This is a genomic window from Frankia sp. AgB1.9 (assembly GCF_016786355.1).
Lineage (GTDB): Bacteria > Actinomycetota > Actinomycetes > Frankiales > Frankiaceae > Pseudofrankia.
This window is the reverse complement of sequence record NZ_JADWYX010000028.1, coordinates 36,300-63,057: the sequence shown is the minus strand read 5'-3', so window position 1 is coordinate 63,057 and position 26,758 is coordinate 36,300. Positions and strand designations below refer to the sequence as shown.

The following is a 26,758-nucleotide window of genomic DNA, read 5'->3' as shown; positions in this document are numbered from 1 at the left end:
GCGAGGTCTGCGACCTGTGTCGAGCTGGCGCCCGCGTCGCGGCGCCTGTCCAGTGCCGCGCCCGCCCGGCCTGGACCGTTGCCGCCCATATTTACACTAAGTTGAAGAACCGCTAGTTTCAACCCGGTCAAAGGAGGGACTGGCTGATGAAGGTTGCCCTGACGGTCGCGGACTTTCTCGATCGGGCCGAGGCGGTGTACCCGGAGCGCCTCGCGGTGGTCGACGAGCCGGGCCGGCCCGGCTCGTTCGGGCGGCTCACCTATCGAGAGGTGGCGGCGCGGGCCCGCGGGATGGCGCTGGCGCTGGACCGGCTGGGAGTCCCCGCCGGCGAGCGCGTCGCGATCGTGTCGCCGAACTGCGCCCGGTTCCTGATCAGCTTCTACGGGGTGAGCGGGTACGGCCGGGTCCTGGTGCCGATCAACTACCGGCTGACCGCGGCCGAGATCTCCTACATCGTGGAGCACTCGGGCGCGTCGGTGCTGCTCGTCGACCCGGAGCTAGACGACGTGCTGTCCGGCGTGAAGGCCAAGGAGCGGATCGTCCTGGACGGCGTGGCCGACGCCGAGCTGTTCGCCGAGGCCGCGCCCGGCGCGACGCCGGTGGCCTGGGAGCCCGACGAGGACGCGGTCTGCACGATCAACTACACGTCCGGGACGACGGCGCGCCCCAAGGGCGTGCGGCTGACCCACCGCAACAACTGGCTCAACGCGGTCTCGTTCGGCTGGCACACCACGGTGACCGACCGAGACGTCATCCTGCACACGCTGCCGATGTTCCACGTCAACGGCTGGGGGATGCCCTTCGCGGTGACCGGTATGGGCGGCACCCACGTCGCGATCCGCAAGATCGACGGTGAGGACATCCTGTCCCGGGTCGAGCGGGAGGGCGTGACGCTGATGTGCGGCGCCCCCGCCGTCGTCGCCTCGATCCTCGACGCCGCCGCGGTGCGACTGGAAGCCGGCCAACCGGTCCCGGGGCGCGACACCGTCCGGATAGTCGTCGCCGGTGCGCCGCCGCCCAGCGCCGTCGTCGCGCGCGTCGAGGAGCTGCTGGGCTGGGAGTTCATCCAGATCTACGGCCTCACCGAGGCCTCGCCACTGCTGACGATCAACCGGTCCAGGGCCGAGTGGGACGGCCTGTCCGTCGACGAGCGGTCGCGGCTGCTGGCACAGGCCGGCGTCCCGGCGCTGGGCGTCCGCATCCGGCTCGACCCCTCCGGCGAGGTGATGGCCCGCTCCAACCACGTGTTCGACGGGTACTGGGAGCAGCCGGAGCAGACCGCCCTCGCCATCGAGGACGGCTGGTTCCACACCGGTGACGGCGGGACCCTCGACGGCGCGACGCTGGCGATCACGGACCGGAAGAAGGACGTGATCATCACCGGCGGCGAGAACGTGTCGTCGATCGAGGTCGAGGACTGCCTGTACCTGCACAAGTCCGTGGCCGAGGCCGCGGTGATCGGTGTGCCCGACCCGAAGTGGGGCGAGACCGTGAAGGCCCTGGTCGTGCTGCGGCCGGGGGAGCGGGTCGAGCCGGCCGAGCTGATCGCCTTCTGCCGGGAGCGGATGGCGCACTACAAGTGCCCCACCTCCATCGAGCTGCGTGACGCCCTGGAGCGGACGGCGACCGGGAAGCTGCAGAAGTTCAAGCTGCGGGCCCCCTACTGGGAGGGCCGCGACCGTGCAGTCAACTAGGTCGCAGCGCGCCGGTCTCAGCGCTGATGTCAGCGTCGGCGCCGGGCTGGCCGGGGTCCGGGTGGTGGACTTCGGCCACCAGATCGCGGGGCCGCTTGCCGCGCTGCTGCTGGCCGAGGCGGGGGCCGACGTCGTGCACGTCGACTCCCCGCGGGCCGCCGGGGCACTCGGACCGACCGACGCGTTCTTCAACCGGAGCAAGCGGCGGATCACCCTGGACCTGCGCGGCGCGGCCGACCGGGCCACCGCGCGGGACCTGGTGGCGCGCGCCGACGTGGTGATCGAGAACTTCCGGCCGGGCGTCATGGACCGCCTCGGCCTCGGGCCGGCGGCGGCGCGCGACCTCAACGAGCGGCTGGTCTACTGCTCGCTGCCGGGCTTCGCGGCCGACGACGAGAAGGCGGACGTGGCGGCCTGGGAGGGCGTGCTGCAGACGGCCGTCGCCGGGTACCGGCCCCTCAAGGAGCACTGGGACCCGTCCGGGCGGACCAGGGCCAAGGTGGCGGACCCCGCGGCGCCGCTGTTCACCCCGATCACCACGGCGTCCAACTTCGGCGGCCTGATGGGGGCAGTGTCCGTCGTCATGGCGCTGATCGCCCGCGAGCGCACCGGGCGGGGCCAACGGGTCGAGGTCCCGCTCGCGGAGGCCTACGCCGAGGCGTACAGCACGATGCTCGGCATGCGGGTCTACGAGAACCCGCTCATGGGCGACAACCACATGCTGCGCGACCTGACCTACACCTGCGCGGACGGCGGGATGATCGACCTGTCGCCCTACTCGAAGTTCGTCATCCCGCTGCTCGTGGCGGCCGGGGTCGCGCCGGAGTGGGAACGCCTCGGGCTGATCGACGTCGCGAACCGGACGTTCTCGCTGGCGAAGCGGGACACCGCCATGGCGATGTTCACCGAGCTGGTCCGTAGCCACCCGTCGACCTGGTGGGACGAGGTCGCTGCCAAGGCGGAGATGCCGGTCTCGATGGTCCGGACGCCGGCGCAGTGGGTCGCCACCGAGCACGCGGCCCAGTCCGGCGCCGTCGTGACGCTCGATGACCCGGTGGCCGGCCCGATCGTCCTGCCGGGGCGCGGCTTCGACCTGGCCGCGGTCCCGGCGCCCCGGCCGCGCCACCTGCCCGACCAGGACCGCGCCGCGATCCTCGCCGAACTCGGCGCCACCCCCGCCGGTCCCAAGGCCCCGGACGGGCCTGCGACGGGCGCCATCGACCTTCCGCTGGAGGGCTACCAGGCCATCGACGTGAGCCAGGCCGTGGCCGGCCCGACAGCGGCCCGGCTGCTGGCCGACTTCGGCGCTGACGTCATCAAGGTGGGCAACACGGTTCCGGCGGTGACCGACGGCATCGTCGGCCAGCTGCACCGGGGGAAGCGCACCATCCTGCTGGACGCGAAGAGCGAGGCGGGCGGGCGGCTCGCGGGCGACCTGATCCGGGCCTCCGACATGCTCGTCACCAACTTCACGCCCAAGTCGCAGGCCAGGTACGGCATCGACTACGAGCGGGCCAGCCGGCTGAACCCGGGGCTCGTCTACTGCTCCATCACCGCCTACGGCCTCACCGGCCCGTGGGCGCACCGCCGCGGCTACGAGAACCAGTGCAACGCGGCGACCGGGATGAGCTGGCGTTACGGCTCGCGCTTCGGCTGGACGCTCTACCAGCCGACGCCGATCAACGACGCCGACACCGGGATCCTCGGCGCCTATGCCGTGGCCGTCGGCCTGTTCGCGCGGCTGCGCGGTGGTGGCGGGCAGAAGGTCGGCGCCTCGCTGGCCCAGGGCTCGACGCTGCACCAGGCCGCCTACCTCACGGCCGAGGCGCAAGTGACCGACGGTGACGTGAGGGACGGTGCCTTGAAGGACGGTGGTCCCGACCGGCTGCGCAACGAGTACGGCGCCCACGCGCTGTACCGCTTCTACGCCACCAAGGACCGGTGGATCTTCCTCGCGGCGCGCCGGGAGGAGCTGGTCGCGCTGCTGCGCGCGACAGGGCTGGAAGGCAGCCAGTCCGACTACAGCTGGCGGAACCCGGGCGGAGTCCTGGCCGAGATGCTGGCCTCCCGGTTCGCCGACGAGTCGGCCGACCACTGGGTGGCGCTGTTGACGCAGGCCGGCATCGCGGCGCAGATCCTCGTCTCCATCGATGACGCGGTCGCCTACCTGCATCGGCGGGGTGTCGTCTACTTCGAGCGGGGCCTGGACGGCAAGGACGTCGCGCGGCCCGGCATCGGACGGTGGCTCTCGGAGACGCCGCCGCGGGTCGGGGCGAGCCCTGGCGCGGTGGGCTCGCAGGCCGTGGAGATCCTGGCCGAGCTGGGCGTGTCCGAGCCCGAGATGAAGACCCTGGCCAGCGAGAACGTCATCTGCCTACCCGACGCCCTTCCCCAGCTACAGCGCCTGACCTGACGCCGCTGCCGCGCGGCACGGCGGCATCGACATCCTGATCAACAACGCCCCGCGATGGCGGAGGAACGTCATACCTGGTGGTCCGGGTTGGGGCGAGACCCGGGACCACCAGGTATGACAGCTTTGGGGCTGGTCAGCCGCGCGGCCCGACGGCGCCGGACTCCTCCAGCTCGTCGATGAGAGCGGGGGCCAGGCCGGCCTCTTCCAACACCGCGCGGGTGTGCGCGCCGGCCGGGGGCGGTGGATAGGTCTCGGCAGCCGGCCGCGGGCCATCCTCGTCAAGGATCCGGATAGGCGCGCGCGGAACCAGCAGGTCCCCGACCTGCTGGAGCACGCCCCGCGCGGTCGCGTGTGGATCGCTGGCCAGGTCAGGCCCCCGGTTCACCCGCACCACGCTGGCGCCCAGCGGCCCGAGCTCGGCGACCCAGTCCTCGGCCGGGCGGCTCAGGAAGACAGCCGCGAGCCGCTGCGTCACGGCGTCCGGGTCGTCCCACCGGTGCAGCGAGTCCTTGAGGTCCGGCAGGCCGAGCCCGTCGCAGAGCGCTCCCCAGGTGCGGGGTTCCGCGGCCGTCACCGCGACCCAGGTCCCGTCCGCGCAGGCATACAGACGCCGGTCCGGGCCGATCGGCACGCCGCGCCCGCCGCGGTCGAACGTGCCGTCCGCCGAGGAGAGCAGCCAGGTCGCCGACTCCGAGAGGCTGATGTCGAGCTGGCACCCCGAACCGGTCTGGTCCCGCTCCCGCAGAGCCGCGAGGATTCCGACGCCGGCCATCAGGGCCCCGATCGGAATCGGCAGGATCAGCTGCGGGTGCCAGGGCAGCTCCGGGCTCAGCCCGGTCAGCAGGCCCGAGTGCGCCGCGAACGAAAGATCGTGTCCGGACCACTGTGCGTACGGGCCATCCTGGCCGTAGCCGGAAATAGAGCACCAGATGAGTTTCGGCAGTTCCTTCGCCGCGTGGGAGTAGCCAAAACCCCGCTCGTCCAGGGCGCCGGGCCGCTCGTTCTCCACCAGCACATCGGCGTGCGCGGCCAGTAGGCGGAGCACTTCGAGCCCGCGCGGATGACGTAGATCGACCGCGACCGAGCGTTTGCCGCGGTTCAGCCCGATCGGGCCGTCGAACATCCGGCCCTTCGGCGACTCGACCCGGATGACGTCCGCGCCTAAGTCGGCGAGCAGCACGGTGCAGAACGCGCCGGGAGGCAGCCGGGTGAGGTCCAGTACCGTGACGCCGCTCAAGGGCAGCTTCGGGTCGGGCATGGCTTTCTCCTCGGAGACCGTGGGCAGGACGGATCGCTGTTCGGACCATAACGACCGTGCCCCCACCGCCCGGGGTATCGGCGGTGGAGGCACGGTGCGGCGCGGGTCGGTCAGCCCATGAAGCGGACGAGATTGTCGCGCATGATCTTGCGGATCGTCGTGTCGTCCAGATCCTTGAGCAGCGCGACGTACTGCATCGGGTCCGGAACACCCTCGGAGTGCGGGAAGTCCGACCCGAAGACGAGGCAGTCGGCGCCGACGGTGTCGATACCGCGGTTGATGTCCTCCTCCGGGAACGGAGCGATGACGCACCGCTCCTTGAAGACGCTGGACGGACGGCCCGGCAGCGAGCCCCACTTGGGCTTGCGGCCCAGCAGCATCGCGTGGTCCAGCTTGCGGAGCAGGTACGGCAGCCAGACGGTTCCGAACTCGGCGATGAGCACCTTGATGTTGGGAAAGCGGCCGAACATGCCGTGGTAGAACATCGAGGTCAGGGTGTCCATCATCGGACGGTCACCCCAGTAGGACACCCACTGGAACCCGTTGAACTCCACGTAACGGGCGTCGGCCTTCTCGCCCCACTCGGCGCCGTGGCGCGCGTAGGTCCCGCCGAGGTGGACGGCGACCCGGGTGTTGGACTCGTTGACGAGGTTCCAGAACGGGTCGAAGTACGGGTCGAACGGCGACCGGCCGTTCCAGGCCGGGCCGGGCTGCAGATCGACGAACTTCGCGCCGCGCTCCAGCGACCGCTTGAGCTCGGCGACCGCGTAGTCGACGTCCAGCAGCGGGATCGGCACCGGAACCAGGATGCGGTTCTCGTGGGCGAAGCCCCAGTCCTCGAAGAGCCAGTCGTTGTAGGCCCGGTTCACGGCATAGCCGGCCTCGATGTCGCCCCGGCCGAACGCGCTCTCCCAGCCGGTGCCGACCGTGTGCAGGACCGCGAGCTCGACGTTCTGAAGGTCCATCAGCGACAGCCGCGGGTCCTTCTTCTCGAAGGCCGGCCGCATGGCGTTGTACCGCTCGATGAGCTGCTCGCGGCTGAGCTGGTCGAGGTCCTTCATCGGGTTGAGCTTGTTGAGCATCGCGCCCGGGATCGGGATGTTCCCGTCCATCCCGGAAACCTGGGAGAGGTCGACGCCGCCGAAGCCGCCCTCGGGCGCGGAGTGCACACCGAGCGTCCGGCGCTCGTGGTCGACGTCCTCGTCGTGCTCTTCCTCGGTCAGCATCCGCGGCTCACCCGGCAGCCAGGCCCGGTCGACCATCTCGGGAGCCAGGTATCGCGTCACCGCGTCCGCCGGGGCGTACAGGTGATGGTCGGCATCGAAAATGCCGTACGGGAGGCTCTGCTCGACATCCGCCACGTAAATACCGCGTGATCCGAGCTGAGGCGTGTCGGCCAACGGGCCCTCCTAGGTAGTTCACGGATACCGTGTATTTGAACTGAGTCTAACTATGTCGGGCGTCGGGCGCCACCCTGCCGGGGGTGTCGTAGCCCGCACTTCGGGTAGCAATAAGGCGCGCTTACGAGCACCCCGCCGGCAGCAGGGCGCGCAAACGGTCGAGGCGGCTTCGCGCCTCATTTCGTGGTCCCGCCGCGAGAATGGCGGCGCGCGGGCTTACCCGGTCAGGACTTCAGCCACTCGCGGGCGTTGTTCACGACCTCCCGGAACGGCTTTCCCTTGTCGAAGCTCGGCTCCCGCGGCATGCCGAGGACCTGCTCGCTGATCGCGTTGCGCTGCATCTCGTTGGAGCCACCGGCGATCGACCAGACCCGGCTGTTCAGATAGTCCAGCGCCGCACGGTTCCCCTCCTCGTCGCCTTCCTTCCAGACGAGGCCGAGGCCCTGGCCGATCTCCAGTACGAGGCGGGCCCGCTCCGGGTTGTAGATGCCGGCCGCGAGCTTCCAGTACGAGGCGACGCCGGCCGCGGGCTTCTCGCCCGACCGCAGCAGCCCGGTGATCCGCTGGCCGAGCATGGCCTTCGCCCAGTCGGCGGTGTGGATCCGCGCGACGGTCTGGCGGGCGACCGGGTCCTGCGCGCGCCCGGCCGCCCGGGTCAGGCTGACCAGCTGCGGGTCGATCACTGCGGGCTGCGCCGCGGGCATGTTCAGCGGGTCGTCACGACCGGCGCCCCGCTCGACCAGCAGCAGCGTCTGCGCGACGGTCCAGCCCTGGTTGATCTCGCCGATGATGTCCTCGTCGCCGACCTCGACCTCGTCGAGGAACTCCTGGCAGAACTCGGCGTCGCCGGTGATCTCGCGGATCGGGTGGATGGCCACGCCCTTGGCCCGCAGCGGGATGGCGAACCAGGTGAGGCCGCGGTGCTTGGGCGCGTCCCAGTTGGTGCGGGCCAGGCACATCCCGTAGTCGGCGTAGTGGGCGCCGCTCGTCCAGATCTTCGATCCGGTGATCAGCCACCGGTCGCCCTCGCGGACCGCCCGGGTGGTGATGCCGGCCATGTCGGAGCCGGCGCTCGGCTCGGAGAACAGCTGGACGAACAGCTCGTCGCCGGCCAGCATCCGGGGGACGTGCCTGGTCAGGAACTCGGGCGAGCCGTGCCGGACGATGGTCTGCCCGCACGGCCCGTAGGTCGTCCCGCCCGCGTGGCCGAGCTCGGGCGTGCGGTACTGGACCGCCTCCTCGGCGAAGACGCGGGCGTGCTGGTCGCTCAGCCCTTGGCCGCCGTACTCGCTCGGCCAGTTGATGCCCGCGTACCCGGCCTCGTAGAGCTTCTTCTGCAGGGCCCGCTCGGCCTGGTACTCCTCGGGGCTGAGCTCGCCGGCGCCGCGCACGTTGTGGGGCTGGCTCGGGTCGCGTGCCTCGAGGTTCGCGGCGAGCCACTGCCTCGCCGTCGCGCGGTACCGCGCGATCTCCGGTGTGTCGGTCATCGTGTTCCTCGTTTCCCTTCGGCCTCAGAGGCCGGCGAGCTGGCAGAGCCGTTCCCGGTGCCACGTCGGCGATCCGTACAGGGCCGGGTCGGTCGTCAGCCGACGGAGGTAGAGGTGGAAGTCGTGCTCCCAGGTGTAGGAGATGCCGCCGAAGTGCTGCCAGCACTTGTGCGCGAGCTCGACCGCCGCGTCGCCGACGAACGCCTTCGCCATGCTTGCCGCGTGCGCCGCGCCGTCGGTCTCCCTCTGGGAGTCGCGCGCCGCCGCGCTGGCCACGGCGTGGCTCATCTCCAACGCCAGGCTGGTGTCGGCCAGCTGGTGCTTGACCGCCTGGAACGAGCCGATCGGCCGGCCGAACGCGGTCCGGTCCTTGCAGTACTGCACGGTCAGGTCGAACAGGTACTGCATGGCGCCCACGGTCTCCGCGGCGCTGAGCACGCTGGCCAGCCGCAGCTGGGTCTCGACGGCCGCCGCCGCGCCACCGGGTACGCCCACCAGCGCGGACTCGGCGACCTCGACGTCGTCGAAGTGGACCTGGCACAGCCGGCGGCTGAGGTCCAGGCCGGCCAACACCTCCACGGTCACCCCGGGTGTGTCGGCCGGTAGCAGGAACTGCGTCGGCCCGTCGGGCGAGGCGGCCGTCACGAGCAGCCAGTGGGCCGACTGCGCCTCGATCACCAGGCCCTTGTGGCCGGTGAGCCGGTAGCCGCCCGGGACCGGCCCGCAGTCGACCCCGGCGGCGCCGGACCAGTCGCCGGTCAGGTCCGCCGCGGCCCAGGCCACGCTCTGCTCGCCGGCGATCAGCGCGGGCACGACCGTGTCGCGGTGCTCCGGCGAGCCCTCGCGCGACAGTGTCGCCACCGCGAGGTTGGTGTCGATGAACGTGCCCGGCTGCAGGTGGCGGCCGCGCAGCTCGGCCAGGATGACGAGGTCGAGCACGCCGTCGCCCGACACGCTGCCGCCGCCGAGGGACTCCGGGGCGAGGAAGGCGAACCAGCCCAGCTCCGCGCCTTCGAGCCGGTAGGACGGGTCGACCTCGCGGCCCGTGTCGATCAGCTCGCGGAGCTTGTCCAACGGCAGGTTCGCCTCGATGAACCGCTCAGTGGTCTCGCGCAGGAGCCGCTGGTCGGAGCTGAGATCAGGGTCCATGCCTGTTCCCTTCGGAGGTCTCGTGCCGCGACGTGCCTGCCTGGCGGCCTGGCCGTGCGTGCCGCGAGCCGTCCTGGCGCTCGAAGTTTCAACTCAGTATAATTTACCTTGTTGCTCGGTTCTAGCACGGACCGGAGCTGACTGGCGATCCCGGAGGTTAGAGAGTGATGGGCGATGCGCAGGCCTTCCGTTACGACGGGAAACATGCCCTGGTAGTCGGCGGTGCGACCGGCATGGGCGCCGCCGCGGCGCACGCGGTCGCGGCGCTCGGAGCCGAGGTCACGGTGCTGGACCGGGTGCCGGTCGACTACTCGGTCGCGAAGTCGATCGAGGTCGACCTGCTCGACCGCGCGAGCATCGACGCGGCGCTCGACCAGGTCCCCGGCCCGGTGCACGCGGTGTTCGCCGCGGCCGGGATTGGCGGCGGCCCGGGAACGATGCGGGTCAACTTCATCTCGCACCGCCACATCGTCGACCGGCTCATCGCCGACGGCCGGCTAGGCGCCGGGTCGGCGATCTGCCTGATCTCGTCGGTCGCCGGCCTCGGCTGGACGAACCACCTGCCGGCGCTGGTCGACTTCCTGGCGACGGAGTCCTACGAGGAGGCCGAGGCCTGGGTGTCCTCCCACCCGGACACGGACAGCTACATGTTCAGCAAGCAGGCCGTGAACACCTGGGTGGCCCGGGCGGCCTACACGTACGCCAGCAAGGGCATCCGGATCAACGCGATCTGCCCCGGGCCGACCGAGACGCCGCTGGCCAGGGCGAACTCCTGGGGCGGCTTCGACCAGCAGTATCGCGAGGCCGTGGGTGCCCCGCCGCTGCAGCCGGAGCAGATGGGCAACGTGATGGCCTTCCTGAACAGCGACGCCGCGATCGGGCTCAGCGGCGAGAGCGTGCTGGTCGACTACGGCCACGTCAAGGCCTCCATCGCCGGCTCCTGGGAGGCGGGCAAGCCGACCATCGACTTCCTGATGAGCGAGACCAAAGTCTGAGCTCCTGGCGCAGGTCCTCCCGGGTGACCCCGGGAGGACCTGCGCCGTGCCAGTCCAGCCGGCGAACGGGCACGCGGAGTGCCCTACCGGAACATCATCTACCGGATCGTCAGGAAGGCTCTGACGCGAGCACGCGCGCCGCTCGGATCCTCAAGGCACGCTGAGAGCGCGTGCGATCCGTCGCTGTTCGCTCTCGTAGGCCACCGCCATCCGGTCGGCCTGGCTTTTCGGGATGTCGAGCGCGGCGGCGGCCTGCCGCCAGCCCGCTGTGGCAGTCTCCACTTCCCTGACGAGGTCGCGGGCACTCGGCGGCGACAGACGGAAGTAGGTGCCTACCGACAGCGCGACGTCGATGCTTGCGTCGGTGTTGTCGAGATCGACGGCGGTGCTCAGCCGGGCTGGGGCGTCGGGATTCGGGTTGAGGTCATAGGCAGGGGAGAGCGCCCAGCCGTCCCGCTCACGCAGGAACGCATGATTGCGTAGATGGTCGTCGGTGTTCCCAGTCAGGATGGAGAACAGGATCCGCCGGTAGAGCTCACGCAGGTCAGCGTCAGCTCTTGGCGAGTGACGTTCGATCACCTCGGCGATCTCGAGGTAGCTGCGGAGGTCCCCGTCGGCGGCCTCGAGCATTGTCAGGGCGCTCGTGAACCCCACACGCCGCGCGCCGATGCGGTCGAAACGGCTCAGGAGTAGTACGTGCCGGCCGGCAACGGTCAGCAGTTCCGACTCGGCCACCGTGAGCCCCGCTCTCCGAGCGAGTCTCAGTTGTACTTCCTCCCAACCGGCCACATCCCATTCGTCACTGTCCAGACGCGGGAACTTGGCGATCGAGAGCCGACCGGACGCGTCGCGTACCGCTGCCTTGGGGCGCGCACCGCCGAGCGAGCTACCTGCGTCGATGAGGTCCGCGAGGTCGCGGTCGAAGTCGCCCTCCGTCCGGACACGGTCGGCTGCTCGCAGGAGCCGGGCCAGGTCGATCAGCCGTGGGACCGAGTGCCGGTGCGTCGAGTAATAGGTGGCGGTTGCCGGCCGGCGAAACCTGACACCTCCCTGGCGGGTGTCATCCCGGACCCCGAGAAGGAAGTCGGCCTTGCCGAGGGTGCGAGGAGTCGTCTCGGCGGCACGCGCGCGCTCGCGCTCCTCACGCCTCATGAGGTTCTCACCCCATCGGTCGGGGGCGCTGTCTGCGAACGCGTTGAAGATTGCCGACCCGGGCGGCGTGTGGAAGACACCGGCGGCCCTGGCCAACGCCGGGTCGAGGTCGTATCCGGCCGGGTTGGTCAGGTAGGCGTCGGCATATCGGAACGTGGCGCTCTGTCCGCCGCGGTCGTGAAGCCACAACGTTCCGGCGGCGGTCTCCTGCCCGTCGATCTCGACGGTGACCTCGACAGGATCCCGTCCGGCCATCAGTGCCGTACTCGCTTGGGGAGGATCTCGTCCATGCGTAGGCGGCCGACGTCGGTCTCGTACGGGTCGGTGGCCCTCACGACGGCATCCATGATCCCGACAGTGCGTAGCACCCGGAAGAGGTTTTCGGTGCTCGCGGTGCCCTTACCCTGCTCGATGGCGCGCAGCGTGTCCCGTGAGATCCCGGCTCGCTCGGCGACCTGGGCCGCGGTCAGCCGGTTCAGCTTCCGCCAGGTCGACACATGCTCGCCGAGCAGACGCAGCGATCGCGCCACGGACAACGGCGTGGCGTGCGAGGCTCTGTCGCCGACCATGGCCTCCATCGTACGCGTCTACGGCGCCTAAGTTCGTCGTTAAGTGCGGCTGCCTCCGCGTGGTGCCCGACCTGGTGACAGGGGTTTGTGGACCATGTGGACCAGCGTACGAACGTTTCGATCTTGGTCGAGCGGCCTGAGATCGCTGCCCGTCCGCTGCCACATGGACCCTGGCCAGGGAAGATTCCGGGTGATCGTCACCAGAGGCGCACGATCTACCGGATCGAACGTGTGCTCCGGACAACTGCTGGTTCCTAACGCATCCGCGCGTCTGGTGACTGTGCTCGCGGGGACTGTGGTACAGCCGATCGACCAGACATGCGCCGAGCCGGGCCATGTCACCTACGAAGCGGGCGTCGCAGTCTGATCGAGTGCGACGAGAAGGCGCTCGCCGAACGCTGGGGCGCCGTGATCGCGTAAGTAGGAAGCGATGTCGTAGGCGGCCAGTGTGGGGCCGGATCTTCCGGTCCTGGCGGCGATGGCACGAACGGCTCTGACGACGAGGTCGGGGTGGAGGTCGAGTTCGTCGAGGAGGAAGTCGTCGAGAGTCTGGCGAGTCAGGGGCGCGGGCAGCGCACTGGGCGGGAAGTCCGCGAGGTTGTCGGTGACGATCACGTCAGCTCGGCCGGCCATGGCGGCGGCGACCACGTGTCGGTCGTCGGGGTCGGGGAGTTTGATGGTCGGCACGAGCCGCTCCCACCCGGTCACGGGCGCGTCCGGGAAGGCGGTCCTCATCTGCCGGAAGAGGCGGGTGAGGTAGGCGTCGATTTCTTCCGGTGAGGTTTCGCGCTTGCCGAGCAGTGTGCGCAGGGTCCGTTCGAGCTCGTCCAAGATCTCGCTCGACCACAGCGGCCGGTAGGCGCCCGTGCTAGCGATCTCCAGCAGTACATCGCGGGCCCTACTGGGCACCAGGACGCAGGTATCGAGCAGCGCGGAGAACATCCTGGTCAGCCTTCGGCCTTCTTGCGGGCGGCTTTCAGCGCCGCCCGGGTCTCGTCGAGGCCGATGTCGTAGAGGCCGAGACGCTCGGTGTCGGCGACCATGTCGACGAAGGCGAGATCGGCGGCGAGGCGCTGGCGTCGGCGGTACTCGAGGAGATCGTCGAGGCGGACCTTGCGGTGGCGGCTGGGCTTCTCGAAGGGGATGGCGCCGCTTTCGAGCAGCCGGACCAGGGTGGTGCGGGAGATCCGGAGCAGGTCCGCGGCCTCCTGGGTGGACATCGTCAGATGGTGCGGTGCCACCGTGACTGCCAGGCCCGCCTTCATCGCCGCGGCGACCTGCAGAAGGACGTCGAACATCTGTTCGGGAAGCTCGACCCCGTGTCCGTCTGGGCCGGTGAGCCGAGGCCGCCGGTCGGCGGTCTGCCGGCCGCGGTCGCGGAGCGCGGCCAGGAAGTCGATGATCTCACCGGTGTCGTCGCCTGGCAGGTACGTCTCGTCGTGGAGCGGCTCGGGGCGGGCGGGCGAGGTCATGAACGGCCTCCAAGACGATCGGAACGATCGGCATGCTCGTTTCGCTCGATTCTACGTCGACCGCCTGCGGTAGCTGCCCGCCGACGGCCATCGCACCTGCCCAACTCGGCTAGAGCATCCGACGTCCGTACACATCAGACCAGGCGCAGGGGCGCTCAGACCTGGAGTCCAGGTTGGGTGCATGGTCGCGGTGGCTTGGTTGGGTGAGGATCTCCACGCTGTCGACGGCTTGTGGCTCGAACCGTCCGGGGGCTTGTGGCGGGCCCGGCCGTTACACGGAGACCGAGTAGCCGCCGTTGACCGGGTAGGTCTGGCCGGTGATCCACGCGGCGAGCGGGCTCGCGAGGAACGTGACGAGCCCGGCTACGTCGTCGGGGCGCCCCAGCCGCGGCACCATGTACCGCTTGAGCTGGCGGCGCAGCCGGTCGGCCAGCTGGTCGTTCTCGCGGGCCATCTCCTCCAGCCCCATGGTGTCCACCGTCGAGAGCGACACGTTGTTGACCGTGATGCCGCCGCCGCCGACCTCCCGGGCCAGCGCCCGCATGAAGCCCGCCGCCCCGGCCTTGGCCGCGGAGTACGGGGCCATGTTCGGCTCCCCGACCCGGCCAGCGTCGGACACGATCGTGATGACCCGGCCCTCGCCCGCGGCGATCATGCCGGGCAGCGCGACGCGGGTGCAGTTCATGACGCCGTACAGGTTGACGGCGAAGTAGCGGTCCCAGTCGGCCGGCTCGGTGGTCGCGAACGCGCCGACGCTGACCGAGACCCCCTTGGAGCCGGTGGCCGGGGCCTTCACGTCCCAGCCGCCGGGCCCCGCGTTCCCGGCGTTGTTGACCAGGATGTCCACCTGGTCGGCGCCGATCGCGCCGGTCACGGCCGCGTAGTCGGAGACATCGAACGGCCGGGCCGCCGCGGTCCCGCCGGCGGCCTCGATCTCCTTGACGACCTCGTCGGCCCGCTCGGGCACGAAGTCGTTGACGAGCACCTTGGCACCCGCGGCGGCGAGGGACAGGCAGACTGCGCGGCCTACGCCTTGGCCGCCACCCGTCACCAGAGCTGTGCGTTCGCCGAGGTCGATCGTGAAGCTCACGTTGCTGCCTCTTTCTCCGGGCGGCATGATCGCCGATTCAGCCCTCTGGGGGTCGTATTCGCGGTCATTTTGCGACCACCGGAGGGCCAAAACGGCGATCATGGGGGCGGGCTGCGGCCCTGGACCACGAGATCGGCACCAGAATCCGTCAGGTCGCGGCGCCGGCAATCTTCAGTTCGAGGATCTCGTCCTCCGAGTGTCCGAGCTCGCGCAGCAGGTCGTCGGTGTGCTCGGCGAACAGGGGCCCACGGGCGATCGTGGGCGGCTGCGTGTCGAACTGCACCGGGTTGGAGACCAGCCGGCGTTCCTTGCCCTCGCTGTCCAGGACGGGCCGGAGGTAGCCGTTGGCCTCCATCTGCGGGTCGTCGAGGATGTCCAGCGGGCCCTGCACGGGGGCCCAGGGGCCCTCCAGCGTCTGCAGGTGCTTGCTCCAGTAGGCGAACGGCTGCTGGGCGATCGCCTCGGTGATGTACCGGGCGGCGTCGGTCGCGTTGGCCATGAGCTTCGCGGCCGTGCTGAAGCGCTCGTCGTCGATGAGCTCGTCGAGGCCGAGGTGACGACAGACGTCGGCGAAGTACCGGAAGGGCTGGATCATGGTGAAGTTGATCCAGCGCCCGTCCGAGGTACGGAAGTGGCCGACCGTCGGGTTCAGCGGTGCGTTCGCCATCATCTGGTTGATGGAGATCGGTTCCTTCTCGGGCCCGTTCAGCGCCGCGTTGCTCAGATCGAGGGCGAAGGCCCAGGCTCCGACGCTCATGAGCGAGACGTCGATGACCGACGTCTCTCCGGTCGTCGCGCGGCCGTAGAGCGCGGCGGCGATTCCGCCGGCGATCGTCATCCCACCCATGGAGTCGCCGTAGGCGCCGCCCGGCATGGAGATGACCCGCGGGCTGTCCGGTGGCGTCACGCCCCACGCACTACCCATGCGGCACCAGAACGAGGAGCCGTCGTACCCGCCCTTCTCCGCCCACGGCCCACGCTGGCCGTGGGCGCTGCCGCGCACGTAGATGATGTCCGGGTTGGCCTTGCGGATGTCCTCGACCTCCAGCTTCAGCCGCCTGCGGGCGTCTGGCAGGAAGTTGGTGAGGAAGATGTCCGCGTCCCTGAGCAGCTCGAGCAGCACCTCGTACCCCGCGGGGTTCTCCAGGTCGAGGCCGATGCTGCGCTTGCCCCGGTTGGGGTGATCCATGATCGGGTGGAACGTGCCGTCCTTCGGGTGGTTCACCATTCCCCGCTGGGCGTCACCACGCTCGGCGTGCTCGACCTTGATCACATCCGCGCCCCACTCGGCGAGGACTCCACCCGCCGCCGGGGTGAAGGTGAACTGGGCGACCTCGACCATCTTGACGCCTGCCATGGGCTGGTGCACGGATCCGCGGTCCTTCCTACGTACGGCTGGAAGCCGGTCGGACCACGGGTGGGTCGGCGAACGGCTCGTCACGGAACACCATAGTTAGGCTGAGTATAAGTTTACAAGCGGTGGGTTCGTGGCCGGCCGGCTTCCATGCGTGGTGGTGGGCCGGGCTCGCGGTCGGCGGCGGCGCCAGGTCGATCCTGCGCGCCGGGTGCCGGCCGTGTTGGCACCGCGGCCGTCGGATGCGTGAACGTTGGGGTCACCGCCTATGTTGGGCCCAAATTGGGCAAGCGGGCCGGCGGAGCCGCCGTGCCGCCGCGGGCCGCTGTGGGGCCGTGGGTTCGCGGCGAAGCCTTGTGCGACCTGCCGCCACCTGCTAAACAGTACCCCTCAGATCTTGTACTCAGTACAAACCTGACTCGGTCCCGCGTCGACGGAGCTGGGAGGTCCGCGCCCGGGAGGTCCGCGCCCGGGAGGGGTGGCGTGGGGCCGAGCGAACGGGGGCACGGCCAGTTTCCGCTGTCCGGCAGCCCAGTAAACGATCAATGCAAGCCCGGGCCTTGGCCGCGCCCGGCTCGTGAGGAGCCGACGGTGTCGCGCGGGTCGCGGCGCCGAGTTCGAACGGCCATCGAAGCAAGTCTTCGAGGCAAGTCTTCGCAGCAAGTCTCCGAACGCCATCGCGGAGAAAGTCCGTATTCGAAGGGAAGTCCCGGCGTGAAGAACCACAAGTTGATCTCGCTTACCGCCGCCGCCGGCTTGTTAGCGGCACTGGTCGCTGCCTGTGGCGGCAGCGACGGGAAGAGCACGGACAGCTCGACGAACGGCCTCAAGGGCACGCCGTACACCGTCGAGGTGATCACTGCCCTGTCCAGCGTCACGCCGGGTACCGAGGCCTACCAGGCGGCCCAGGCCGCCGCCGCGGCCGTGAACGCGTCGGGCGGCATCAACGGCCACCCGCTAGAGGTCAAGGTCTGCGACGCAAAGGGCACCGACAGCCCGACCGCCGCGGTGACCTGCGCCCGCGGCATCGTCTCGAACCCGAACGTGCTCGCCGAGGTCGGCGACTACGAGGCGTTCCCCGAGCAGGTCAACACCATCCTGAACGCGGCCCACATCGCGAACATCGGCGCCTCGCCGACGGCCCAGTCGATCCTCACGTCGAAGAACTCCTTCCCGCTCGCCGGGTCGGACGGAGCGGGCCTGTCGACCGTGCTCGCCGACAGCGGCGCGAAGCAGATCCAGGTCGCCTACACCAACGTCGCCGCCGCCGCGGCCGCGGTGCCGTTCAACCAGATCGTGCTGCAGCAGGGCCGGGGCCTGAAGCTGATGGGTGGCATCCCGATCGAGGTGTCCGCCACCGACCTGACCCCGCAGGTGACCAGCGGGGCCAAGGGCGACGGCGTGGCGCTGGCCGTGATGCCGACCCAGTTCGCCGCCTGGCTCAACGTCGCCAAGAGCGGCAACTTCAGCCAGAAGATCTCCACCAGCGCGGCGTCGCTCACGGCCAGCACCCTCTCGGCGCTCGGCGGCAAGGCCGACGGCGTGTTGGTCTCCGCCGGCCTGCCGCTGGTGACCAGCTCGGACGCGGGCATCGTCCGGTTCCGCGCCGAGATGGCCAAGTACCAGCCGAAGGCGGCCGTCGACGCAATCAGCCTGAACGCCTGGCTCAGCACCTGGGCGTTCGCGCAGGTGGCCCGGACCGTGACCGGTCCCGTCACCCGGGCCTCGATGCTCGCGGCGCTGAGCAACCTGACCAACTTCAACGTCTTCGGCCTGCTCCCCGACGGCTACACGACGGCCAAGGACTTCGACTTCCCCGGCCTTGGGCGCCTGTTCAACCACCAGATCGTCGAGGGCGTCGTGAAGGACGGAAAGCTCGTCCAGACGTCGGACGGCTACGTGCCGATCTTCTCGCCCAAGCCGTAACCAACGCCAATCCGTGACGAACTCGATGGCTGACAGCCGCGATGCCCGCGGGTCGGTAACGACCCGCGGGCAGGGGGTGGTCCTGTGATCCGCTTCCTTTTCCTAGGCCTGGGACTCGGGGGCATCTACGCCCTTGCCGGCCAAGGCCTCGTCCTCGTCTATCGGGGTTCGGGTGTCCTGAACTTCGCCCAGGGCGCGTTCGCCGCCGTGGGCGCCCTGGCCTACTACGACCTGCACGTCCGGGCCGGTCTGCCGACCGTTCCGTCCGTCGTGGTGGCCCTGCTCATCTCGGGCGTGGCCGGGCTGCTCATGCATTTCCTGGTGATGCGCCCGCTGCGGAACGCGCCGCCGCTGACGAGGGTGATCGCGACTCTCGGCGTCATGGTGATGCTGCAGCAGCTCGGCCGCATCGTGTTCGGGTCCTCGATCCGGATCGTGCCGTCCTTCCTGCCGTCGAAGAGCATCGACATCGGCGGCGGAGCGGCGGTCGGGCTGGACCGCTTCGTGCTGCTCGGCCTCGCCGTCGTGGTGTCGGCGACGCTGTGGGCGGTCTACCGGTACAGCAAGTTCGGCGCGATCACCTCGGCGGTCGCCGAGAACGAGCGCGCCGCGCAGCTCGCCGGCCACTCGCCCGACGTCATCGCCGCGGTGAACTGGGCCCTGGGCGCGATGCTCGCCGGGCTCGCCGGCATCCTGATCGCGCCGATCGCCGGGCTGGACATCAACACGCTCGTCCTGTTGATCATCCCGGCCCTGGCGACCGCGATGGTGGCCCGGTTCGACTCCTTCGTGGGCGCGCTCATCGCCTCCCTGGTTATCGGCATCGCGCAGTCGGAGATCACCAACTACGTGCGCGCCGCGGGCTGGGGCGACGCTGTCCCGTTCCTGCTGGTCATCCTGGTGCTCGTCGCCCGGGGCCAGAGCCTGCCGCTGCGCAGCCACGTCAACGAGCTGCTCCCGGAGATCGGGACAGGCGTTCTGCGCCCGACCCGGCTGGCGGTCGCCGTCGCGGCCGGGGTGGTGCTGATCCTCACCACGCCCAACGACTGGAGCGACGCGCTGACCGCCACGACGATCGGGGCGATCATCTGCGTCTCCCTCGTCGTGGTGACCGGCTACGCCGGCCAGCTGTCCCTGGCGCAGTACGCGTTCGCCGGCTGGGGCGGCTACGTCGCCTCGCGGCTCGCCGCCACCCATGGCCTGCCGTTCCTGCTGGCGCTGGTCATCGGCGTCGCCGCGGCCGTGCCGGTGGGCGTCCTGGTCGGGCTGCCGGCACTGCGGACCCGAGGCATCCACCTCGCGATCGCGACCTTCGGCCTGGCGTACTCGTTCCAGAGCATCCTGTTCCAGAGCGTGCCGCTGACCGGCGGCCTGGAAGGCACCGTCGTCAACCCGCCCACCCTGTTCGGCTGGGACATCGACGCGGTCAACCACCCCAAGCGGTACGCGATCGTCTGTCTCGTCGCGTTGCTGCTGGCCGCGCTGGTGGCCGGCAACATCAGGCGGGGACGGTCCGGTCGGCGCCTCGTCGCGGTCCGCGGCAACGAGCGGGCGGCCGCGTCGCTGGGAATCAGCGTCTACGGCGCCAAGCTCTACTCGTTCGCGCTGTCGGCGGCGATCGCGGGGCTCGGCGGAGTGCTGCTGGCCTTCCAGGCGAGCTACGTGGACTTCAGCCAGTACAACGTCTTCAACTCGATCTCGGTGATCATCAACACCGTCATCAGCGGCGTGGGCTTCCTGGTCGGTACCGTCCTGGCCGGCGCCAACGTGACGGGTGGCGTGACCACCAAGATCTTCGGCGAGGTGTTCACCAGCAGCTCGATCAACCAGTACGTCACCCTGGCCCTCGCGGTCCTGTTGGTCCCGACACTGGTGGGCTACCCCAACGGGCTGGCCGCCAGGATCGTCACGCTGCGGTGGTCGCGGGTGCGGCTGCCACTGCGCCGCGCGGCGGCTGCGGACGGAGCGCCGTCCGACGGGTCACCGGCTGACTGGACGAAGTCCGACGCGGCGACGTCCGAAGGGACGACGTCCGAAGGGGCGACAGCCAAGGCCCCGCGGTCCGAGGCGCTTCCGGCAGAGGTGGCGCATCTGGTCGCCGCGGCGGCCGCGTCGCCGGCCGTGCCGCGCCGGGTGACGCCGCGCGTGCTGGAGGTCCAGGACGTCTCGGTCCGCTTCGGCGGGGTGCAGGCGCTCGGCGGCGTGTCGATCGACGTTCGGCCCGGCGAGGTCGTCGGGGTGATGGGGCCGAACGGCGCCGGCAAGACCACCTTCATCGACGCGGTCACCGGCTTCAACCGCATCGGTGGCGGGACGATCCTGCTCGACGGCGTCCGGATCGACGGGATGAACGCCCGCAAGCGGGCCCGGCTGGGCATCGGCCGGACGTTCCAGTCGCTGGAGCTGTTCGACCAGCTGAGCGTCCTGGAGAACCTGCGGACCGCCTCGGACCCGCGCGACTCGGCGTCCTACCTGTCCGACCTGGTCGTGCCGCGCCGGACCGAGCTGACCCCGGCCGCGCGGTCGGCCATCGCGATGTTCGAGCTGGCCGGCGACCTGCACCGGGTGCCGTCGGAGCTGCCCTACGGCCGGCGCCGCCAGGTGGCCATCGCCAGGGCGATCGCGGCCGAGCCGTCGATCCTGCTGCTCGACGAGCCGGCCGCCGGCCTGCACGAGACCGAGACGCAGGAGCTGTCCGCGCTGGTGCGCCGGCTGGTCGACGAGTGGGGCATCGGGATCCTGCTGGTCGAGCACGACGTGGCGATGCTCAACCGGGTCTGTGACCGCATCGTGGTCATGGACTTCGGCAAGGTCATCGCCACCGGGACGCCGGCCGAGATCCGGGACGACCCGCGCGTCGTCGCGGCCTACCTCGGCGAGGAGCGTCACGACGAGCCGGACGACGAGTCGTCGGCCGGCCAGGAGCAGCAGGTCCAGGAGCAGCAGGTCCGGGAGCAGGAGGTGGTCGGCGATGCCCGCTGAGACGGCACCCGTGCTGGAGGCCAGGGGCCTGTTCGCCGGCTACCGGAAGGTCCCGTGCGTGCGGGACGTGAGCCTGGACGTGCGTCCCGGCGAGATCGTCGTCGTGCTCGGCCCGAACGGGGCCGGCAAGACGACGACCCTGCTGACGATGGCCGGGGCGCTGCCCGGTCTGGGCGGCGAGGTGCTCTGGCGCGACAGCCCGATGAAGGCCGCGCTGCACCACCGGGTCCGGGCCGGCCTGGGGGTGATCCCCGAGGAGCGCTCGGTGATCTCCCGGCTGTCGGTGCACGACAACCTGCGGATCGGGCGCGGGCCGATCGAGCACGCGCTGGAGCTCTTCCCCGAGCTTCGGCCGCTGCTGCGCCGGCGGGCCGGGCTGCTGTCCGGGGGTGAGCAGCGGATGCTGCTGACCGCCAGGGCGCTGGCCGCGGACCCCGCCGTCCTGCTGGCCGACGAGCTGTCGCTGGGGCTCGCCCCCAAGATCGTCACGAGGCTCATGCAGGCGCTGCGCGGCGCGGCCGACCGGGGCACGGGCGTGCTGCTTGTCGAGCAGCACGCCCGCCAGGCCCTCGCGGTCGCCGACCGGGCGTACATCCTGCAGCGCGGCAGTCTGGTCTGGTCCGGCTCGGCCGACGAGGCGCGGCAGAACCTGCGCCGGATCGAGCGCGCCTACCTGGGCCAGGACGTGGGTTCCTGAGGGACGTGGGTTCCTGAGGGACGTGGGCTTCTGAGCACTGCCGACGGCCCGCCGCTGGCGGAGAACCCGACTCATAGTTAAACTGAGTCAAAATACTGACAGTGCCGATCGTGGAGCACGAAAGGTCACGTGCGGATGCAAAAAGAAGACATGATCCTCGTGAGCATCGATGATCATTCGATCGAGCCGCCCGACATGTACGAGCGGCACGTGCCCGCCAAGTACCGGGACCTGGCGCCGAAGGTCATCCGTACCCCCGGCGGGATCGACCAGTGGGTCTTCCAGGGCGCGGCGACCTCGACGCCGTTCGGCATGGCCGCCACGGTCGGCTGGCCCGCGGAGGAGTGGGGTCGCGACCCCGGCACCTACACCGAGCTGCGGCCAGGCTGCTTCGACCTGAAGGCCCGGGTCGACGACATGAACGCCAACGGTGTGCTGGCCTCGATGTGTTTCCCCAGCATGGCCGGCTACAACGCCAGGACCTTCGCCGAGGCCCCGGACAAGCAGCTCTCGCTGATCATGCTGCAGGCCTACAACGACTGGCACATCGACGAGTGGTGCGCCGGCGCGCCCGGGCGGTTCATCCCGATCGGGATGCTGCCGATGTGGGACCCGCGGATCGCCGCGGCCGAGGTGCGCCGGCTGTCCGCGAAGGGCTGCCCGGCGGTCAGCTTCCTGGAGGCGCCGCACGCGCAGGGCTACCCCAGCCTGCTGTCCGGCCACTGGGACCCGCTGCTGGAGGCGGTCGTCGAGACCGGGACCGTGCTCTGCCTGCACATCGGCGGCGGCATGGGCCTGCTGAAGCTGCCGACCGAGGCCCCGCCGGACCACTCAATCATCCTGTCGACCCAGATCATGACGCTGGTCGCGCAGGACCTGATCTTCGGCGGGGTGCTGCTCAGGTACCCGACGCTGAAGATCGCTTTCTCGGAGGCCGGGATCGGCTGGATCCCGTTCTACCTGGAGCGGGCCGACCGGCACGTGAAGAACCAGGTGTGGCTGCACAACGACTTCGGCGGCAAGCTGCCGTCGGATCTGTTCCGCGAGCACGTCCTCGGCTGCTTCATCACCGACCCGATCGGCCTGAAGAACCGGCACGAGATCGGCATCGACATCATCGCGTGGGAGTCGGACTACCCGCACACGGACACCACCTGGCCGGAGTCGCCCGAGCTGCTGTGGGGCGAGCTGACCGACGCGGGGGTGACCGAGGAGGAGACCCACAAGATCACCTGGCAGAACGCCTGCCGGTTCTTCGGGTTCGACCCCTTCACCACGATCGCGCGCGAGGACGCCACGGTCGGGGCGCTGCGGGCGCGGGCCGCCGCGGCGCACGTCGACGTCACCCGGATGTCCAAGGACGAATGGCGGCGACGCAACGAGGCCGCGGGAATCGGGGTGCTGAGCGCATGAGCGAGAGCAACGGCGCGGGACAGCTCGCCGGCAAGGTCGTCGCGGTGACCGGGGCGACCAGCGGCTCCGGGCTCGCCATCGCGCGGCGGTTCGCGGCCGAGGGCGCCGACGTGGTTCTGCTGGCTCGTGGCGCCGACCGGCTGAAGGCGCTCGAAGAACAGCTCGGGCCGCGCGCGTTGGGCCTGACGACCGACGTCGGTGATCCCGACAGCGTCCAGGCCAGCTTCGACGCCATCAAGAACCGGTTCGGGAAGCTGGACGTCCTCATCAACAATGCCGGCCTGCACCGGCCGGCACCGTTCGAGGCGCTCACCGACGACGAGATCCTCACGGTCGTGCGGTGCAACCTGCTCGGCCCCGTCTACACCTGCCGCGCGGCGATCCCGCTGCTGCGGGCCGCGGGCGGTGGCGACATCGTCAACACCTCGTCCGAGGTCACGCTCGAGGTCTTCCCGTACGAGGCCATCTACAAGGCGACGAAGGCGGGCCTCGAGGCGCTGGGCCAGGCCTTGTCCCTGGAGTTCGAGAAGGAGGAGATCCGGGTCACGACTCTCATCCAGGGCGTCGCCCTCGGAGAGGGTGGAGGCTCGACGGACTGGGTGGACAGCGGGGAGCACAGCCATCTGGTGTGGCCGCGGCTGCAGGCCGAGGGAACTGTCAACCGAGTGATTGGCAAGCACGGCGGAATGACGGTCGAAAGCGTGGCCGACGTCCACGTCTTCATCGTCACCCGGCCGCGCGGCCAGAAGCTCGACGTCGTGCGCGCCCGCAGCTACTAGGCGCGGGCGCCGGAGATTTCAGTGGCCGATTTCTATGACGCCCTGCCGATCGACTTCATCGAGCCGGGCGAGACGACGACCGTCATGGTGGATGGTTTTCCAGTCGCCGTCGCCAACGTGGACGGCGAGTACTTCGCCTTCCAGAACCTCTGCCCACACCAGGGCAGCAAACTCGGCGGACGCTCGTTGGACCAGGGCTGCTTCATCATCTGCCCGACGCACGCCAGTCGTTATGACGTGCGTTCGGGTGCCTGCGTCCGGCCGTCGAACTCCGACGGTTTCAACCAGGACCTGATGGTGTTCCCAGTCCGTATTCAGGACGACGTCGTGCAGATACAGATCTGACGCGAGAGAGACGAGAGGACCCGCCGGGCGGATGTCAGAACGTGAGAGTGTTGTCCGGGCGCAGCCCGGCCAGCACGATGGCCGTCCGGCGGTGCAGCGAGACATTGAGCTTGGGAAGGCGGCCTCCCGCCCACTCGAGCAGGGAGTCCACGACCAGCGCCTCGACGATCTGCGCCATCTCGGCGGGCTCGACCTGCTCGGTGACCTCGCCTTCTTTCTGCGCCCGCTCGAACAGCACCTCGAATGCCTCGGCGAACGCCGGGGTGAAGGACGGCGTCTCGGTGTCGGACCGGCGGGGCCGCCGGAACTCGGCGAGCGCACGGGTGACGGCGGCCGGGTCCGCGGCCTTGATTGCCCGCGCGAGCGCGTTCATCAGCAGACGCAGCGAATCTTCAAGAGGGCGCTCCGCCTTGATGCAGCGGGCGGCTTCCTCGCTGAGCACGGAAGCAGTCTCGTAGCCCATTTCGAGGAGGATCTCCTCTTTGTGGGCGAAATGAAAGTAGAAAGTGCCCTTCGTGACGCCGGCCGCCTGGGCGATCTCTTCGGCCGTCGTTTCTTCGATCCCGGTCTCGAATCCACGCTCGGACCACAGCTGAAGCGCTGCGCGCACCAGACGGCGCCGCGTCTCCCTGGAGCGCTCCTGCATAAGACGGGCTCGGCGCGGGGCTGGTGGGGTACTCATCGCCCAAAGTATAGCGGCGTCGTCACCCTGGGCGCCTGTCGCTCGACCGGAAAGAAGGTTCCCGGCCGGCCCTGCGGCCGGGAAAGGGCACCCGGGTGTGGCGTAGGCCATGCGCCGTGGGCGCCCACGGGCCGGTGTCGAGCCGCGGTTGCCGATCCGTTGGATCCCCGGCCGCGAGTGAGCCGCCGCGGCCCGGGGTCAGCCTGACCGAGATTCATTCGTGTGACGTCGTCGAGACGCGCACCCGGCGCTTGGAGCTGTTCGTGGCAGATCGGATTCCGCTGGTCGACTATCTGGTTCTCTCGGACGATCCGCGGCTGGTCGCCCATGAGTGCGAGCAGTGCGCGGCAAAATTCTTCGGCCGCCGCAACGCGTGCGCCTCGTGTGGCGCCACCGCCTTTCACGAGGTGACTGTCCCGCGTGAGGGAACGCTGCGTACCTTCACGATCGTGTCGGCCGCCGGCCCGGGTGTCCCGGTGCCCTACGTGGCGGCCGTCGTCGACTGCGGCGGGATCACCACGCGCGGAATCCTGGTGAATGTGGACCCGGATCCCGGGCAGGTGCAACTGGGTATGCAGGTCCGGCTGACCACCGTTTCTCTGGGCGCGGACGAGGCGGGCGTCGAGGCCGTCGGTTATGGATTCGAGCCGGCCTGACGTGCCGGACAAGACGAAAGGATGTCCGCGGTGAGCCAGGACGTCTGGATCCTCGGGATCTCGATGACGAAGTTCGGCAAGCACAAGGACAAGGACACGGTCGACCTGGCCTCCGAGGCCGCGCTCGCCGCGCTCGCGGACGCGGGCGTCGGCATGCGCGACATCGACGTGCTCGCCGCCGGCAGCCTGATGGCCGGGACCTCGGCCTTCGGCCAGCAGCTGCAGAAGCAGATCGGCCAGACCGGAATCCCGGTCTACAACGTCGCCAACGCCTGCGCCACCGGCGCGACCGCGCTGCGGGTCGCGATCATGGCGATCCGGTCGGGGGAGGCGGACTACGGCCTGGCCGTCGGCGTCGAGAAGCTTTCCGGCGCCGGGCTGCTGGGGCCGGCCGGCCGTCGCAAGGAGAACGACCGCTGGGTGCCGGAGGGCCGTTTCGGTGCGGTCGCCGGGCTCGACGGCAGGACGGGCACCGAGTCCATGCCGGGAGTGTTCGCCCAGATCGGCCTGGAGTATGGCTACAAATACGGTGGCGTCAATTTCGAGCTGTTCGCCCGAATCTCGGAGAAGAACCACGCGCATTCGACGCTGAACCCGCTCGCGGCCTACTCGAAGCGGTTCACCGTCGAAGAGATCATGAATGACGTCATGATCGCCTACCCGAACACCCGGCCGATGTGCTCGGCGAACTGCGACGGGGCGGCCGCGGCCGTACTGGTCAGCGACGCCAAGCTGAAGACGCTGTCGCTGGAGCAGCGCCGCCGCGCGGTCAAGGTCAGCGCCTCGGTGCTCACCAGCGACCCCTGGCAGGAGGCCTGCCAGGTGCTCCCGGACGTCAACACGCTGACCCGGCGGGCCGCCGCCCGGGCCTACGAGCAGGCTGGCATCGGCCCGGAGGACCTGGACCTCGTCGAGCTGCATGACTGTTTCGCCACGGCGGAGCTGGTGCATTACGACAACCTGATGCTGTGCGCCGAGGGCGGCGCCGTCGACTTCTTCAACTCGGGGGCGACCTGGCGCGACGGGAAGACGCCCGTCAACGTGTCCGGCGGCCTGGAGTCGAAGGGACACCCGATCGCGGCGACGGGTATCGCCAACGTCTGGGAGATCTGCCATCACCTGCGCGGTGAGGCCGGGGACCGCCAGATCGAGGGCGCCCGCGTCGGGCTCGCCCATGTCATCGGACTGGGCAGCGCCTGCGGCGTGCACGTCCTGGAGAAGGCGGCCGTCTGAGGTAGACCGACC

Annotated in this window: 22 protein-coding genes; 11 read left to right on the top strand and 11 right to left on the bottom strand. The window is 70.0% G+C overall.

Annotated elements, in window-relative coordinates:
- The first annotated feature begins 146 nt into the window (after positions 1-146).
- Positions 147-1,694 carry an AMP-binding protein gene (locus I6A60_RS13515; protein ID WP_203022886.1) on the top strand — a complete coding sequence of 516 codons (1,548 nt, stop codon included), beginning with the start codon at positions 147-149 and terminating at the stop codon, positions 1,692-1,694.
- Positions 1,681-4,107: a CoA transferase gene (locus tag I6A60_RS13510; protein ID WP_203022887.1), complete on the top strand. Its 2,427-nt coding sequence runs from the start codon at positions 1,681-1,683 to the stop codon at positions 4,105-4,107. The genes I6A60_RS13515 and I6A60_RS13510 overlap by 14 nt, the downstream gene beginning before the upstream one ends.
- A 133-nt stretch (positions 4,108-4,240) precedes the next feature.
- Here I6A60_RS13510 and I6A60_RS13505 read toward each other — a convergent pair whose 3' ends face one another.
- The 4 genes from I6A60_RS13505 to I6A60_RS13490 form a co-directional block, all read right to left on the bottom strand.
- Positions 4,241-5,365 carry a CaiB/BaiF CoA-transferase family protein gene (locus I6A60_RS13505; protein WP_203022888.1) on the bottom strand — a complete coding sequence of 375 codons (1,125 nt, stop codon included), beginning with the start codon at positions 5,363-5,365 and terminating at the stop codon, positions 4,241-4,243.
- Between the two features lie 110 nt (positions 5,366-5,475).
- Positions 5,476-6,765, bottom strand: a complete 1,290-nt coding sequence (locus I6A60_RS13500) for an amidohydrolase family protein (protein WP_203022889.1) — start codon at positions 6,763-6,765, stop codon at positions 5,476-5,478.
- A gap of 224 nt (positions 6,766-6,989) precedes the next feature.
- Complete coding sequence (locus tag I6A60_RS13495) at positions 6,990-8,252, bottom strand: acyl-CoA dehydrogenase family protein (RefSeq protein ID WP_203022890.1); 1,263 nt, start codon at positions 8,250-8,252, stop codon at positions 6,990-6,992.
- A gap of 24 nt (positions 8,253-8,276) precedes the next feature.
- On the bottom strand, positions 8,277-9,401 hold the full coding sequence (locus tag I6A60_RS13490; protein WP_203022891.1) for an acyl-CoA dehydrogenase family protein: 1,125 nt from the start codon (positions 9,399-9,401) through the stop codon (positions 8,277-8,279).
- A 167-nt stretch (positions 9,402-9,568) separates the two neighbouring features.
- On the opposite strand from I6A60_RS13490, the gene I6A60_RS13485 reads away from it, so the two are divergent.
- Entirely contained in the window at positions 9,569-10,396 is an 828-nt protein-coding gene (locus tag I6A60_RS13485; RefSeq protein WP_203022892.1) for an SDR family oxidoreductase, read from the top strand.
- A gap of 150 nt (positions 10,397-10,546) precedes the next feature.
- On the opposite strand, the gene I6A60_RS13480 is transcribed toward I6A60_RS13485, so the two are convergent.
- From I6A60_RS13480 to I6A60_RS13455, 6 genes are all read right to left on the bottom strand, one after another.
- A complete protein-coding gene (locus tag I6A60_RS13480; RefSeq protein WP_203022893.1) occupies positions 10,547-11,803 on the bottom strand; it encodes a type II toxin-antitoxin system HipA family toxin in 1,257 nt (418 codons plus the stop codon).
- On the bottom strand, positions 11,803-12,117 hold the full coding sequence (locus I6A60_RS13475) for a helix-turn-helix transcriptional regulator (protein ID WP_203022894.1): 315 nt from the start codon (positions 12,115-12,117) through the stop codon (positions 11,803-11,805). The genes I6A60_RS13480 and I6A60_RS13475 overlap by 1 nt, the downstream gene beginning before the upstream one ends.
- 342 nt (positions 12,118-12,459) lie before the next feature.
- A complete protein-coding gene (locus tag I6A60_RS13470) occupies positions 12,460-13,059 on the bottom strand; it encodes a PIN domain-containing protein (RefSeq protein WP_203022895.1) in 600 nt (199 codons plus the stop codon).
- A 5-nt stretch (positions 13,060-13,064) separates the two neighbouring features.
- The gene (locus I6A60_RS13465) at positions 13,065-13,589 is read right to left on the bottom strand and encodes a helix-turn-helix domain-containing protein (protein WP_203022896.1); all 525 of its coding nucleotides are present in this window, start codon (positions 13,587-13,589) and stop codon (positions 13,065-13,067) included.
- Positions 13,590-13,860: 271 nt separating this feature from the next.
- Positions 13,861-14,679 (bottom strand): SDR family NAD(P)-dependent oxidoreductase, encoded by an 819-nt coding sequence (locus I6A60_RS13460; RefSeq protein WP_203022897.1) that lies wholly within the window; start codon positions 14,677-14,679, stop codon positions 13,861-13,863.
- A gap of 148 nt (positions 14,680-14,827) precedes the next feature.
- Positions 14,828-16,048, bottom strand: coding sequence for a CaiB/BaiF CoA-transferase family protein (locus I6A60_RS13455; protein WP_203022898.1), 1,221 nt, complete (start codon positions 16,046-16,048; stop codon positions 14,828-14,830).
- A 699-nt stretch (positions 16,049-16,747) separates the two neighbouring features.
- Between I6A60_RS13455 and I6A60_RS13450 the strand changes: the two genes are divergently transcribed.
- From I6A60_RS13450 to I6A60_RS13425, 6 genes are all read left to right on the top strand, one after another.
- Positions 16,748-17,959 (top strand): ABC transporter substrate-binding protein, encoded by a 1,212-nt coding sequence (locus I6A60_RS13450; protein ID WP_203022899.1) that lies wholly within the window; start codon positions 16,748-16,750, stop codon positions 17,957-17,959.
- An 84-nt stretch (positions 17,960-18,043) separates the two neighbouring features.
- Positions 18,044-20,941: a branched-chain amino acid ABC transporter permease/ATP-binding protein gene (locus tag I6A60_RS13445; protein ID WP_203022900.1), complete on the top strand. Its 2,898-nt coding sequence runs from the start codon at positions 18,044-18,046 to the stop codon at positions 20,939-20,941.
- Entirely contained in the window at positions 20,931-21,638 is a 708-nt protein-coding gene (locus tag I6A60_RS13440; RefSeq protein ID WP_203042297.1) for an ABC transporter ATP-binding protein, read from the top strand. The genes I6A60_RS13445 and I6A60_RS13440 overlap by 11 nt, the downstream gene beginning before the upstream one ends.
- 135 nt (positions 21,639-21,773) lie before the next feature.
- The gene (locus tag I6A60_RS13435) at positions 21,774-23,051 is read left to right on the top strand and encodes an amidohydrolase family protein (protein ID WP_203022901.1); all 1,278 of its coding nucleotides are present in this window, start codon (positions 21,774-21,776) and stop codon (positions 23,049-23,051) included.
- Entirely contained in the window at positions 23,048-23,830 is a 783-nt protein-coding gene (locus tag I6A60_RS13430; protein WP_203022902.1) for an SDR family oxidoreductase, read from the top strand. Before I6A60_RS13435 ends, I6A60_RS13430 begins: the two co-directional genes overlap by 4 nt.
- A gap of 21 nt (positions 23,831-23,851) precedes the next feature.
- Positions 23,852-24,175, top strand: a complete 324-nt coding sequence (locus I6A60_RS13425) for a Rieske (2Fe-2S) protein (RefSeq protein ID WP_203022903.1) — start codon at positions 23,852-23,854, stop codon at positions 24,173-24,175.
- A 34-nt stretch (positions 24,176-24,209) separates the two neighbouring features.
- Here the strand turns inward: I6A60_RS13425 and I6A60_RS13420 are convergent, their stop codons facing one another.
- Positions 24,210-24,821 (bottom strand): TetR/AcrR family transcriptional regulator, encoded by a 612-nt coding sequence (locus I6A60_RS13420; protein ID WP_203022904.1) that lies wholly within the window; start codon positions 24,819-24,821, stop codon positions 24,210-24,212.
- A gap of 299 nt (positions 24,822-25,120) precedes the next feature.
- Between I6A60_RS13420 and I6A60_RS13415 the strand changes: the two genes are divergently transcribed.
- Positions 25,121-25,513: a Zn-ribbon domain-containing OB-fold protein gene (locus I6A60_RS13415; protein WP_203022905.1), complete on the top strand. Its 393-nt coding sequence runs from the start codon at positions 25,121-25,123 to the stop codon at positions 25,511-25,513.
- A 21-nt stretch (positions 25,514-25,534) separates the two neighbouring features.
- Positions 25,535-26,746 (top strand): thiolase family protein, encoded by a 1,212-nt coding sequence (locus I6A60_RS13410; RefSeq protein ID WP_238441279.1) that lies wholly within the window; start codon positions 25,535-25,537, stop codon positions 26,744-26,746.
- Positions 26,747-26,758: the final 12 nt, after the last annotated feature.

What these genes read in the sequence shown, in the direction of transcription:
- I6A60_RS13515 (WP_203022886.1), top strand. Translation starts at nt 147, where the DNA reads ATGAAGGTTGCCCTGACGGTCGCGGACTTTCTCGATCGGGCCGAGGCG.
- I6A60_RS13505 (WP_203022888.1), bottom strand. Translation starts at nt 5,365, where the DNA reads ATGCCCGACCCGAAGCTGCCCTTGAGCGGCGTCACGGTACTGGACCTC.
- I6A60_RS13495 (WP_203022890.1), bottom strand. Translation starts at nt 8,252, where the DNA reads ATGACCGACACACCGGAGATCGCGCGGTACCGCGCGACGGCGAGGCAG.
- I6A60_RS13490 (WP_203022891.1), bottom strand. Translation starts at nt 9,401, where the DNA reads ATGGACCCTGATCTCAGCTCCGACCAGCGGCTCCTGCGCGAGACCACT.
- I6A60_RS13485 (WP_203022892.1), top strand. Translation starts at nt 9,569, where the DNA reads ATGGGCGATGCGCAGGCCTTCCGTTACGACGGGAAACATGCCCTGGTA.
- I6A60_RS13480 (WP_203022893.1), bottom strand. Translation starts at nt 11,803, where the DNA reads ATGGCCGGACGGGATCCTGTCGAGGTCACCGTCGAGATCGACGGGCAG.
- I6A60_RS13475 (WP_203022894.1), bottom strand. Translation starts at nt 12,117, where the DNA reads ATGGTCGGCGACAGAGCCTCGCACGCCACGCCGTTGTCCGTGGCGCGA.
- I6A60_RS13470 (WP_203022895.1), bottom strand. Translation starts at nt 13,059, where the DNA reads ATGTTCTCCGCGCTGCTCGATACCTGCGTCCTGGTGCCCAGTAGGGCC.
- I6A60_RS13465 (WP_203022896.1), bottom strand. Translation starts at nt 13,589, where the DNA reads ATGACCTCGCCCGCCCGCCCCGAGCCGCTCCACGACGAGACGTACCTG.
- I6A60_RS13440 (WP_203042297.1), top strand. Translation starts at nt 20,931, where the DNA reads ATGCCCGCTGAGACGGCACCCGTGCTGGAGGCCAGGGGCCTGTTCGCC.
- I6A60_RS13435 (WP_203022901.1), top strand. Translation starts at nt 21,774, where the DNA reads ATGCAAAAAGAAGACATGATCCTCGTGAGCATCGATGATCATTCGATC.
- I6A60_RS13430 (WP_203022902.1), top strand. Translation starts at nt 23,048, where the DNA reads ATGAGCGAGAGCAACGGCGCGGGACAGCTCGCCGGCAAGGTCGTCGCG.
- I6A60_RS13420 (WP_203022904.1), bottom strand. Translation starts at nt 24,821, where the DNA reads ATGCAGGAGCGCTCCAGGGAGACGCGGCGCCGTCTGGTGCGCGCAGCG.
- I6A60_RS13410 (WP_238441279.1), top strand. Translation starts at nt 25,535, where the DNA reads ATGTCCGCGGTGAGCCAGGACGTCTGGATCCTCGGGATCTCGATGACG.